The sequence below is a fragment of the Reichenbachiella sp. genome (assembly GCF_965223055.1).
Taxonomy (GTDB): domain Bacteria; phylum Bacteroidota; class Bacteroidia; order Cytophagales; family Cyclobacteriaceae; genus Reichenbachiella.
On sequence record NZ_CBDCVM010000010.1, the window covers coordinates 542,328 to 554,503 of the forward strand.

At 37.4% G+C, this 12,176-nt stretch carries 9 protein-coding genes; 4 read left to right on the plus strand and 5 right to left on the minus strand.

Annotated elements, in window-relative coordinates:
* Nucleotides 1-1,044 carry a PorP/SprF family type IX secretion system membrane protein gene (locus ACOQO5_RS10140; protein ID WP_420581576.1) on the plus strand — a complete coding sequence of 348 codons (1,044 nt, stop codon included), beginning with the start codon at nucleotides 1-3 and terminating at the stop codon, nucleotides 1,042-1,044.
* A complete protein-coding gene (locus ACOQO5_RS10145; RefSeq protein WP_420581577.1) occupies nucleotides 1,045-3,195 on the plus strand; it encodes an OmpA family protein in 2,151 nt (716 codons plus the stop codon).
* Nucleotides 3,196-3,202: 7 nt separating this feature from the next.
* On the opposite strand, the gene ACOQO5_RS10150 is transcribed toward ACOQO5_RS10145, so the two are convergent.
* Nucleotides 3,203-6,121 carry a CHAT domain-containing protein gene (locus ACOQO5_RS10150; RefSeq protein ID WP_420581578.1) on the minus strand — a complete coding sequence of 973 codons (2,919 nt, stop codon included), beginning with the start codon at nucleotides 6,119-6,121 and terminating at the stop codon, nucleotides 3,203-3,205.
* 199 nt (nucleotides 6,122-6,320) lie between these two features.
* Here ACOQO5_RS10150 and ACOQO5_RS10155 point away from each other — a divergent pair, with 199 nt between their 5' ends.
* Entirely contained in the window at nucleotides 6,321-6,584 is a 264-nt protein-coding gene (locus ACOQO5_RS10155) for a hypothetical protein (protein WP_420581579.1), read from the plus strand.
* 40 nt (nucleotides 6,585-6,624) lie between these two features.
* On the opposite strand, the gene ACOQO5_RS10160 is transcribed toward ACOQO5_RS10155, so the two are convergent.
* Together ACOQO5_RS10160 and ACOQO5_RS10165 are read right to left on the minus strand one after the other, a co-directional pair.
* Nucleotides 6,625-8,139, minus strand: coding sequence for a triple tyrosine motif-containing protein (locus ACOQO5_RS10160; protein WP_420581580.1), 1,515 nt, complete (start codon nucleotides 8,137-8,139; stop codon nucleotides 6,625-6,627).
* 218 nt (nucleotides 8,140-8,357) lie between these two features.
* Nucleotides 8,358-9,587, minus strand: coding sequence for a ligand-binding sensor domain-containing protein (locus tag ACOQO5_RS10165; RefSeq protein ID WP_420581581.1), 1,230 nt, complete (start codon nucleotides 9,585-9,587; stop codon nucleotides 8,358-8,360).
* 66 nt (nucleotides 9,588-9,653) lie between these two features.
* On the opposite strand from ACOQO5_RS10165, the gene ACOQO5_RS10170 reads away from it, so the two are divergent.
* Nucleotides 9,654-10,901, plus strand: a complete 1,248-nt coding sequence (locus tag ACOQO5_RS10170) for a clostripain-related cysteine peptidase (RefSeq protein WP_420581582.1) — start codon at nucleotides 9,654-9,656, stop codon at nucleotides 10,899-10,901.
* A 58-nt stretch (nucleotides 10,902-10,959) separates the two neighbouring features.
* On the opposite strand, the gene ACOQO5_RS10175 is transcribed toward ACOQO5_RS10170, so the two are convergent.
* Both ACOQO5_RS10175 and ACOQO5_RS10180 read right to left on the minus strand, forming a co-directional pair.
* The gene (locus tag ACOQO5_RS10175) at nucleotides 10,960-11,289 is read right to left on the minus strand and encodes a hypothetical protein (protein ID WP_420581583.1); all 330 of its coding nucleotides are present in this window, start codon (nucleotides 11,287-11,289) and stop codon (nucleotides 10,960-10,962) included.
* A gap of 27 nt (nucleotides 11,290-11,316) precedes the next feature.
* Nucleotides 11,317-11,997 (minus strand): response regulator, encoded by a 681-nt coding sequence (locus ACOQO5_RS10180; protein ID WP_420581584.1) that lies wholly within the window; start codon nucleotides 11,995-11,997, stop codon nucleotides 11,317-11,319.
* Between the last annotated feature and the right edge of the window lie 179 nt (nucleotides 11,998-12,176).

The window sequence follows — 12,176 nt, forward strand, 5'->3', positions numbered from 1 at the left end:
ATGAAAAAAGTACTACTAATCATATCGTTATTTTATTCCCACTTGGCGCTAAGTCAGGAAGGGCAATTCTCGCAATATTTTGCAAGCGGGGCTTTGATGAATCCCGCTTTTCCTGGCACGATTACCACTGTCAATTTCAATACTAACTATAAACGAGCTGGCAATCCTGATGCAGAAAACTATGTGGAGCTCATTCAGGGTTCATTTAGCTACCCTCTCAGAAGAGTAACTACACGGGAAGAATATTTCGGAAGTGTTGGAGTTACTTTTTTTAGAGAAAGCAGAGGTTATCAAGGGGCCTATCGGAATCAGAAAGTTCTGGGGAATTTTTCTTACGTAGTCAACTTATCGGAACTAAGAAACCAACTTTTGGTTTTTGGAATACAAGCAGGATACGCACAACAAAACATATCCGCAGATGGCTATCAATGGGGTTCTCAGTTCAATCAATATTTGAGTAATGGGTACGATGCCAGTTTGGCTGGTGAAAATATCGCCTTCGACCCTGTATGGTATCCTTTGATCAATTTTGGAGCACTATATACCACCTATGATAATGATGATTACAAAATTCGTGATTACTCTTTTTCTGCCGGTATTAGCGCCGACAATCTGAATAGACCAAAAATAGGTTCCATTGAAGACTTTGATGCTAAAAAGGCCATGTTATATAAAGCATTTGCCGTTTTTCAATTTCCACTTGGCGCTCGATTTTATGGTCATCCATCCACTTACATTCTCAACTCCAATGGAAGCACACAAATAAATGTAGGCATGTATGTTTCTACCTTCGTTAGTTCTAGTAAATCAAATCTTGGAGTGGAATTGCAAACCGGGGCATGGTATCGGGTAAATGATTCGTTTATTGGTTTGATAGGATTGAAAATAGAACAATTCAAAGTAGGTTTTAGCGTCGATATGAATGCGACCAACCAAGGCATCAATGAACAAATAGAAGGAAATGTCTCTGCCTATGAGATATCTCTTGGATATAGTTTTGAATTGCACAAGTCCTTCAGGAGATTGTCCAACCCCATGTTCTAAATGAAAAACTTATTCTTATCAATTGCGCTTTTATTCTCCCTTATCAATTCTGTAGACGCTCAGTCTGTTCCCAAATATATAGCACTCGGTGATGAGCAGTTTGAAAAGAACAGATTTTTAGAAGCAATTCCATATTATGAAAAAGCATACGGTATTGGGAAGAAGAACTATTATGCTGGATATCAATTGGCTGTTTGCTACGAACAAACCTTGCAGTATGAAAAAGCTATGAAAGGTTTTAAAAAACTAAGTGAACAAACTGGGCATGACTACCAAACAAAATCGATCTATAAATATGCCACATTGAATAAACTTGAAAGCAAGTTTGATTTGGCAGATTCAATTTACCAGGAGCTGGCTAAAATTCCAGATATAGAACCAGAGTTATTAGAATTAGCGAATAGACAAAGAGAAGGTTGCCTTATAGCAAAAAGAGAACAACAACAGGATAGACATTTTCAAATAGAATACATCAATAAGCTCAACAGTCATTTTCATGATTACGGGGCTACTGAAAATCCAGCAGACGGACATCTTGTATTTGCCACTTCCAGAAACTTATCTGGTCAGCAATATCAAGGCAGTCAGTATAGTGGGCTTTTACCTGATATGATGATGTATGAATTAAAACAAAATGGAAACTATCATAACATCAGTGGCAAACACAAATTCGACAAATTGAATACCAAATGGTCTGAGGGTTCTGGTACGTTTAATGCAGTGGGTGACAAATTCTATTACACGTCTTGTGAGAATGAAAATAATGCTGGATGCAAGATCAAATTTAGTGCTTTGGTAGATGAAAAATGGACCAGCCCAGTAGAGCTCAATGAGTTCATCAATGAACCTAACTCAGAAAACAAACATCCATCTTTGTCTATCACGGGTGATACGCTGTTCTTCTCTTCAGATCGACCTGGTGGTGAAGGAGGTAGCGATATTTGGATGAGTTTGCGAGGAGATGATGGAGAATCCTGGTTGCCTGCGATTAATATGGGTAAAGTGATCAATACCCAGGAGAATGAAATCACTCCGTACTATTCTTCCGTACATGAAAGTTTACTTTTTAGTAGTAATGGCCATGTAGGCTATGGCGGTTACGATATTTTCGGAGCCAAAGGACATTCTTTCTTCAATCCTGATTTATTCAACATCGGTTTTCCATTCAATTCTACGTGGGATGATACTTACTTTTTTATTGGAGATTCTACTGGTTACCTTTCATCCAATCGTAAAACTAAAGAAGTACTAGACTTATATAAATTTTCTGTACCCAATGAAAAGTTGTTTTTATCGCTGCTGTTTGCAGGCGAATTGATGGTAGATGCTCAAATCGTATCGCGATACAGGGATCTTGGGGCTATTGATTTAGTGACTTTTAGAGCAGAAGATTATGAAGGATATGCTTTATTTCAGCCTGTAGTAACGAAGAAGAAGGATTTGAGAAAACTTTTCAATTCCAGTGCTGTGGAAGGAGGTTCTATTGCTTCCAATCTGGAGTCAGCTCGGTCCAATCGTACAGAAAGAACGAAAAATAGAGATAAGGTGGTGGCGAAAAACAAGCCCAACAAAATTTATAAATCTGTCGACAATGTAGAGCATCTCTATTTTGATTACGGGGATTATTCTTTGCGACTGCAATCCAAACAAGCTCTCAATGATTTTTATAAAGCAGTGAAGGATGAGCGTTACAAGAAAATAAACCTATTATCTTATTCTGACCACCATGGGTCAGAAAGTGGCAATGTGAGGCTTTGCCAAAAAAGAGGTCACGCGGCTAAAATGTATTTAGTTGATTTGGGCATACCAGAAGAGAAAATTCAAGTGATGGCTCGGGGAGAGATGCGATCTGAAAAAGAAAAGGACCACTGGTTTAGAAGAGTCTTAGATCGGAGGGTAGAGGTGCATGTGGAGAGTCATGAACCACTTGCGCTACCAGCTGCCAGAAATGTGGTATTGAGAAAGCCTTTGACCCTAGATAACATTGCCGAAAAAATGAATCTCGACCCTAAAGATGTTCATCAATGGAATGGCTCCACAAAAAAAGTAATCACACCGGGACATTCTGTGAGGCTCTATATTCCTAATTCCACGGCAGTAGATCCTAAGTTCTTTATTACCGAGGAGAATATTTGGGAGGTTTTTGATTAAGAATCGATTAACCTTTGGTTACAAGTATATATGCCCCCCAATTGTATGGATTTTCATCCTCCAAGCGATACAATGCCCGTGCATTGAAAAAAGCTTGTTGAGGCTCTTCAATTTCTCTCAATTGTTCATAGAGCAAGTTCATAAATCGTCTAGCTGCTTGGTCATTGATCTTCACCAAACTGATTAATACATTATCTGCTCCAGCCACTAAGAAAGCACGCTGCAATCCAAATACCCCTTCTCCATTTTCAACAGTTCCCAGCCCCGTTTCACAAGCTGCCAGCACGACCAGACTCGTTTGGTCCAATTGCAAATTCATGGCTTCATACGCTGTAAGAATACCGTCATTGGCGCTACCTTCTTGCTTACTCAAGAAGATACCTGAACTATGCAATGGGTCTACATTTTCAGGATCATCTTTAAAAAAACCATGAGTGGCTATGTGAATGACACCCGGATTCTGAAAAGTCTTTATTTGATCTTCAGTGGCTTCAGTAAAATAGTAAGATTCTGTGTTCCATTTTCTAACATCAAGAATGCGCGTGATGTCCTTGGCTTCTTCTTCTGCTCCAGCCAATTGTTTGAGTTGCATGTATTCTGTTTGAACATTGGAGAAGTCCGGGTTTCCCACAATTCTTGCTTCTCGAATTAAGGTTTTATCCTCTGCATAAATAAGATCCTTACCACTTGTAATATTTGTAATATCTATTTCATCGGCCACATATTTTTGCCTCTCAATATCAAATAGAATGGCTGGATTCAACTTGTGGTAAATACCATCAGGAGAGAAGTACACTCGGTTGACATCTGTTAAATGCTCTTGAATGGGATCCCAAAAAATCTTATGTGTGAGCTTATCTTTTATTCCGAACTTAATAGCATTATTGTAGAGTTTGAGCCCCTTCTCAAAATCAATATCACGATCCCATGTCACAGCTTCTATGACACTGTCTTTTTTTATAACAAATGCCACGTAGTGCGCCTGATCCTCAAAACCCTGATCTAATTCCTGATCTACAATTTTTGCATGATAGTTTCTAAATTGAATCATGTCGATCATAGCAGTGCTATCACCCAATACATCGCTAATTTCTTCCCAGTTGTGATAGGCACTTCTTTCTTCTTCGAGAAAAACATGGAAAGTCTGGGCAAGCTCCTTTTCCAAATCGATACAATAAGTTTCCATCTCCTTAATATCAAGGCCTTGCCGCTCTCGTTCATCCTGAGTAAGGAGATAGGCTTGAGCCAAAAGATATTTTTCCTCTCGCCAAATGTTATAGGTGTTTATAATCTCTTCATCACCACTGGCTAAAATGATGCGTCTCATTTTCTCCGAAGCATAAAACAACATACCCTTTGTGTTGATAAAATGATTGACCGCATGCACAGCGTAAGGTGTATGTACGAAACTTGGCTGAAATGCTAGCGCACAGTAGCGTTCGATATTGCTCCTGGTTTCATTGAAATAGAGTTTTCGTTGTTTGTCTGTCAACACAGGGAAAATATCATGCATATGATGTATTTCCGCATCCAAAGCATGGTCGAAAGCATCCATGGCAGCCACGGTATCTTTTTCAATCAAATGATAAATGGCCAGGTCGTTGACAGTTTTAATATATAGCGGATGATATCCACCTAACGTGTTGAAACGAATATTTTTGGCTTGGTTAAGTAGTCTTTTGGCCATTCCCATACTTCCAAACTGCATATACAACAATCCCACATTGCTAAGTGATGTCGCATAGGTAGGATGGTTGGTGCCATAGATGGCACGATCCATATCGAGTACCTTGGAATAGGTGTCCAGAGCTAATTTTAATTCTCCTTTCAATTTGTAAATTCCTGCCAAATTGCTCAAGCTGGTGGCATAATCTGGGTTAATACTTCCATAGATTTCTTGAAATGCAACACCACTTTCTTTGAAGTATTTTTCAGCTTCATCCAATTTGCCTTCTTTCATGTATATCGTGCCCAGGTTGTTCAGTAGTTTCGGTTTTACTGTTCTTGTATTCTGATTTTCATCAAGACCTCGAGCAATGTATTTTTCTGCTGACTCCAAATCATTTAGTCGATAGTACAAAATACTCAGGTTGTTGTAAGTTTCTAATTTGAGTAGGGGAGCGTCATTGTACAAACTATCCTTACGCTGTAGGTTCTCTAACAAATAAGTTTCTGAATCAGAAAAGTCACCCAGTTCAATCATAAGAGCAGATAGCCTATCTATGCCTTTCAGCAAAAGCATCTCTTGATTTCCTTCAGCTGCTTCTATTGCCTCTATCAAAATCAATTCACTTTTGGCCATATCTCCGGAATTTCTATAGGTAGTGCCTAACTCAATTTGAAGTGAAATTTGAGTGGAGTCTGTGGGAATATTTATTTTGCTTATGGCAGATTCAAGTGCTTCTATACTCTTATGGAAATCTCCTTTTTCTCTATAATAGACACCTTTGTTGAAAAGGAAACCCACTTGTTTCTCTTTGTCATTGGCGAAGTGTCTATTGACTACATGTTCAGCTTTATTGAGATAACTCTCTGCTTCCACAAAATTGGCCGATTCACGGTAGAAGGTGGTGAGGTTATAGTAGAGTCCTAATAAGTCCGGGTGAGTTTCAGGTTTGGTTTTCAGTTCTTCAGCAAGTCCACGTTTCAGTGCGTCTAAGCCTTTTTTCTTCTCGTTGATTTCCCAAAGCGATAGACCAATGTTGTTGTACAAGGCTGCAATGCCAAGTTCTGTCACACATCGTCCGGAGTCTAAATCTTCGAGCAACTCACTGGCGTAAAACCTTGCTTTTTCTGGAGATTCATATTTGTAGAGATAGACACTATCTAATTTTTGCAGGCAGGTTTGTGCATAACCATTAGAATGGATAGCAAGCAAGATGACAGTCGTTAATATACTGAATGATAGCTTGTTACATTTGTTCATTGAATCTAAAATTTACCCTGTTTTTATGCGTTTTTGTGAACTATTTGAAGATAGGATAAATATAGCCAATCAATAAATTTGACGTCCTATAATTCTCATAGTTTACGAAAGAAAAAAAGGAATTGATAGTTCATTTTGATTTCACTATTTCTCTTTCCTATTTTGCTTTAAAATTACAAAATGGAGATATCAGAATATTATGTTTGACGGCTCAAATTATCCAAAGTCATTGGAGGAAGAACAGTTTGAAGAATGGCTGGAGAAAGGTCGATTAAGCAAAATTGGATACGCCTATTTGCTCATTGTATGGGACGCTTTGGAGGAAGCCTATCTTCCGGTTTATATCGAAGATCGCGATATGATCGAATCCTATGAACTCTATCCCTATGCATCCAATCAGGAGGCTTTAATTGCCGTCTACGATTTGTATTCTGAGGCTAGAATCACCATTCCAGTTTCGTAGCAATCGAACGAAATCATTTCACCGTATCATACACCATTTATTATACAGTTCCGTGTACTGTAGTGATCGTCCCCGATCCAATTTGGGATTGGATGTCACAGTGGAAATGCACTTGATTAGCTCTATATTGCATGCTATCGAGTCCTTTGCCTTTAACTACACTTTCATTGTCAAAACCTTGTCCATTGTCTTCTATGGTAAGCTTAAGCTTGGCGTTATCATATTCGATGGACACATTGATTGTAGAACATTCCGCATATTTCACACTATTGTTGATGCATTCTTTAGCCATCAAGAAAATATTACGTTTGATTTTCTTTGGAATGGGTTTTTCTGAGGTAGCTTTTACTGTAGATACTAACTCGATATCATGAGCCAGACATACAGGAGAAGCAAATTTCTTTACTCTTTCCATGATTTCATACACCGAATCCTGCTCGTCCTCTAAAACCCAGATCATATCACGAAGCCCCACGGTGGCTTCAGAAACAGATTCTTCGATTTGCTCGATATGTTCTTTGTTGTTGGAGTCACTTTGTGCCAGGTGAGCGAAGATCTTTAAGGAGTTTAGCGTACTGCCAATGTCATCGTGCAGATCGTTGGCAATCTCTTTTCTAATGAGCTGTTGTTTTTGTAGCTGAATCATACGGTAGCGCTGTACCATATAGACTAGTCCAGCTACCAGCAGTAGTAGCAGAATTTTGAACCACGCGGTTTGATACCACTTGGGTAGAAAATCCAGCGTCATCTTCAAGGGTTCGCTATCCGTTCCTTCGGAGTTCGTCGCTATCACTTCAAAGTGGTATTGGCCTGGGTTGATCCCAATCAAATCAACAAAATTTTGATTGCCCAGATCGACCCATTCTTTGCTCAGTTCATCAATTTTGTAGCGATACTTCATGCGATCCGGGTTCTTGTAATCAGGGGATACAAAATTTAAGGTGGTTTTAAAGGCGTTGTTGGGAATGATAAACGAGGTCATCTCGAGATGCGTACTGTCTATTTTTCCATCATGTGTATTAATGGTAATCCCAGTAGGATAGAGGATTGGAGCTACACTTGAATCCTGAAGGAGGTCGGTGTTTACTATGGTAAATCCTCCAGGACCACCTAAATAGATCTTGCTGTCTTTTTGATAACCACTAAATTGTTCGAATCGATTGTTATGCAATCCATCTCCTTCATAGTATGATTTGAATTTGTGTGTATTTAAATCAAGAACTGAAACACCATTGTTAGTACTCAATAGTATTTTTTTTTCATCAATATTATAAATTTTGTAAATACAGTTATTACTCAAACCATCTACTGTACTGTATATTTTTTTAACGTTAAATTCTCGGTCAGTTTCAACCAGACCATCACCGTAGGTAGCGAAAAAATAACTATTGGCAGCTTCATTCATGTCCATGAAGTTGTTTAAAGTCTTGCCTGACTTAGGATTATTAATCTTATTGATTTGGAAACTGTAGTTCATTGGGTTGAACTCTATAATAGCGTCACCAGCCAGAATATAAACTTCGTCACTATGGATGGACTTAAATAGATTACTCATATGCAATATTCCAGGGTGCAAACTCTTAACTGAGTCACTCGGGAATTTAATATTCTTACCATTTTTTATATTCCAAATATTAAGTCCATTGTCATAGCTGCCAAGCAATCTCAATGAGTCATTATAATAGATTATTGAATTGAGAAGGTAACCTTGAATGTTATCTGGCACATTGATCAACTGTTCCTCTGGAATTCTTTTCTTATTGTTGAATACTTTTATTTTATTTTTGCCTGAAACATAGACATAATTTTTTGGTCCCTGAAAAACCAACCAGCTATAAACTGTTGAGTCAAGTAATTCAATGTTTTTTGACTTCGAATCAATGCAAAAAAACCATTAGGTCCTACCGCATATATTGAGCGTTCGTCCGTAGCTAAAAGTGAGTTTATGTGATCCAAAGAAAGTTCGTTGTTTGATGAATTAATAACAGCATCAAATGGCTTTTGAGCTAATGAAAAAGACATCAACCCTGACCGAGATCCTATCCAAATGTTCCGTGAATCAGTGTCATAGTATATTTTATAAATATTACTGATTGTCTCTTTTTTGTGGTCTTGTAAAATTTGAAAATTGTTAGATATAGTATTTTTTATATAAAAATTACTGTTCGAAGCAAATAGTATTAAAGAATCCGAAATGACATTGAGACTATAAATTGGTTCATTTTTGAAATGAATATTAGAATTTTTGTTAAGCAGAATTTGATCTGCTGAGCTTCCTGTCTTGAGTTGTAATAACCCCCAGCCGGTTCCAATAACCATTTGATCTTTGTTGTTCGTGACGTCCCAAAAAAACAAGTTGTCGGTGTTTTTTTTATAATTCAATTCTTCAGGATGGAAAATTTTGAGTACTTCATGATCTTCGTCTAATATTACAATACCTTGTCCATCCATTAATAGCCAGACATTTCCAAATGAGTCATGTTTAATTTTGCTGATATTATACTCTCCCATCTCTCTTAACCTTTCCTTTACGGAAGGTATGTTTATATATTGGTTCCTTATAATATCAAACACAGAAAGTGTATTCAATCCACCAATCCATAAGAGATCATCTTTCAACGATATAGATCGAGCCCAGACTTTGGTATAGGATTGATTTTCACTATCCTGTTGGAGAAAATTGATAATTGTTCTGCTTTTTAAATCTATACAGGATATAGGGGCCAGTGAGGTTAAAACCCATATTTGTGAACGTTTTTTATCCTCTATCAAATCTAGAATGTAACTCCCATTTAGATTTCTTTTAGGAGTCGATTGATTAGAAAACACTTCGAAGGAGTTACCATCAAATACATTTAATCCTTCTTGAGTTCCCAACCATATGAACCCATATTGGTCCTTGATTATTTTGGTAATATCATCGCTACTCAGCCCTTCGTTTTGTGTATATTTATTAATTCTAGCCGAATGATAAGTTTGAGCACTCACGGCATTGTATACCAAGAGAAGAAGGCCGATTGATATTAAACGAAAGTGTGACATGTCCTAAATGAAAATATAAAGAAGCTTATGCCAACGGAAAAAGAATGGGCCATTTTATTTCTGGTTCAAATTAGAAATACAGAAGATCATGATTGTTTTCTTCCAATTTTGAATGATTTAAAAAATATACCCTTAGGAGAACAATCAGAAGTGATATTATGCATCAACTTTAAACCAATTTTCAGGTCAAGTTTTATAACTCTTAACCCATCTAGTGTCAGCTATTCTGGGCTAAGAAAGCAAAGTAATTGTATTTTTAGATTAGTACTAAATTCAAGTCCTCTTCAAGTAAGTGATTTAGAGTTGATAGAAGAATTCGAAGATTTTGATATTACCTCTTCTCATGATGTTGGTAAACTATTTATTCGAAAAATGAAAAATAGATTCCCAGCAAAAAGACACATGCTATTTACTTGGGATCATGGCAATGGTTATAGTATGTTTAAAACGCATCAAAGCGGTTACAATTCCAGACTAACCATGCGAAAGCTCAATCGCGCGATTGAAATTGGGCTGCAAGGTAAGAAGAGAATGGATGTGGTAATCATGATGAATTGCTGGATGCAATTGATAGACACTATTTATGCATTAAAATATAGCGTAGCTCATTTAGTAGCCTTTCAAGACCCAGTTGATATGAATATTCATAGCATTGGCAATGTCATTAAAAAAATGATTCAAATGCCTGAGGTATCTTCAAAAAATTTAAGTCGGGGCTTTGTTGAAGCCACTAAAAATTTTGCTAATCATAACCATAAGAAAGTTTCTGTATCTGCATTTGATTTAACACTTTTAGGTGATTTTTTCGATCAACTAGATTGCCTTTCAATGGCTCTAAAAAAAGAAATTGAGATTAATGCTGAAAATACCAATAAGGATAGATTAATAGCTATTAGTGATGCTTTTGCATTATCTCATGTATTGGATACGGGAAAACGATATATTGATTTCTTCTCCTTAATTACTAACTTAAAAACAACTCTTCAAACAAAAGAAGCTTTAATCTGTAACGGATTGCTTTTTAGATATGACAAAATGTTGAGTAGTTATTACACCAATTATCCAAAGAAAGACAAGAATGATTGGGACAAACCTCATGGAATGAATATTTGTTCACCATTCACCATTTTGCCTCAAATAAAATCACGAGATTGGTTTGAGTTAGAAAGAGTTGAGAATATAAAAGCTACAGAGTTCAGCCATACTGCCTGGGGCCGATTGAGTCGGATATTAAGTTTATTGGATTTTAAACTCATGACCGGACAATTAGATTAGAATATGTTTTTTCTAAACTCTGCAGCTTATATGGTTTTCAGGTAGCTAGTTTCAGTAATTAATTTTCACCAAACGGTGGTTGTTTGGAGGCAATTTGTAAAGTCATAGTTATTTTACCGGTGGTTCCATCAATGTGGGATAAAACAACATTTCCGGTTGTGTATGAGTTTTCTCCTAATATTGAATTGTCGACAACGATAGGCTTTCTATAGTTTTCATCTTCACCAGAGGGAATGGAGTCTTGAGCGATTGTTTTAAGTTTAAACTGAGTATTTAAAAAAACTTCACCATCAATTTCAACGAGGCGTGCAAATGTTTTCTCTTTGTCCACGTCAGTGGCTAATTCAAATTTGAATAGGTTTTCTCCTAGTTTGAGCATATCATCCATAATTGTTTATTTAGGTTTATAAAATATTTAAATAGTTACTAAATCTCTTCTAATAGCTTCCATGGCCATGCCTACGCGGCTTTGTACTTTAAATTTTTGAAATACTGATTCCCGATAGCCGTCTACGGTTCGTACGGCCTTGTTCATTTTATCAGCTATCTGCTTATAAGTTAAGTCACTACAGGCATATTGCAAAAAAGTCAATTCCATATCTGATAGCTCAACCATATCTGATTGTTCATTGGTCAACATTCTCCTGTACCTGATATTGTCGGCGTCGGCATTATAGAATCCTTTTTCATGTATTTCTTTCAGTGCCAGTTCCAGCTCAGCCGGATGAATGTCTTTGAGCAAGTAAGCACAGCAACCGGCCTTGAGCATACTGATAATGGTAGAGTCATCATCCTTCATAGATAGAGCAACCAGCTTAAGGTTAGGGTAGGCCTTAGCCAATGACTGAGCTGTAGCTATACCACCCATCACAGGCATGTTTACGTCCAATAGCACGATGTCCGGCAGCTTTGGAAGGCGCTGCAATTTGTCCCAGAGATCTTTGCCATGCATGCCTTCCACGATTACACTGCAATTCTTGAATTGATTGATCAAAGTACTCAGCGATTTGAGAAAGAGCTGCTGGTCATCAGCCATGCCGATGGTAATATCTTGAGAGGAGCGAGGCGAGTGATCGGTCATGGTTTGGTTATTCATGATTAAAGTTTCAGACATCTGACAATGCTAGGCACTTTATAACCTTAATGTAAGGGGAAATTTCCCGTATTGCGATTTTTTAATCAAGTTTCTTGAAATACGGGAATTTTCCCGTACTCGATACGTGGATTTTCACCTTGAAACAGCTGATGGCTATAGACATGTTTGTAATGAAGTTT

What these genes read in the sequence shown, in the direction of transcription:
- ACOQO5_RS10140 (WP_420581576.1), top strand. Translation starts at nt 1, where the DNA reads ATGAAAAAAGTACTACTAATCATATCGTTATTTTATTCCCACTTGGCG.
- ACOQO5_RS10160 (WP_420581580.1), bottom strand. Translation starts at nt 8,139, where the DNA reads ATGAGTAATCTATTTAAGTCCATCCATAGTGACGAAGTTTATATTCTG.
- ACOQO5_RS10150 (WP_420581578.1), bottom strand. Translation starts at nt 6,121, where the DNA reads ATGAACAAATGTAACAAGCTATCATTCAGTATATTAACGACTGTCATC.
- ACOQO5_RS10175 (WP_420581583.1), bottom strand. Translation starts at nt 11,289, where the DNA reads ATGGATGATATGCTCAAACTAGGAGAAAACCTATTCAAATTTGAATTA.
- ACOQO5_RS10170 (WP_420581582.1), top strand. Translation starts at nt 9,654, where the DNA reads ATGCCAACGGAAAAAGAATGGGCCATTTTATTTCTGGTTCAAATTAGA.
- ACOQO5_RS10145 (WP_420581577.1), top strand. Translation starts at nt 1,045, where the DNA reads ATGAAAAACTTATTCTTATCAATTGCGCTTTTATTCTCCCTTATCAAT.
- ACOQO5_RS10180 (WP_420581584.1), bottom strand. Translation starts at nt 11,997, where the DNA reads ATGAATAACCAAACCATGACCGATCACTCGCCTCGCTCCTCTCAAGAT.
- ACOQO5_RS10155 (WP_420581579.1), top strand. Translation starts at nt 6,321, where the DNA reads ATGTTTGACGGCTCAAATTATCCAAAGTCATTGGAGGAAGAACAGTTT.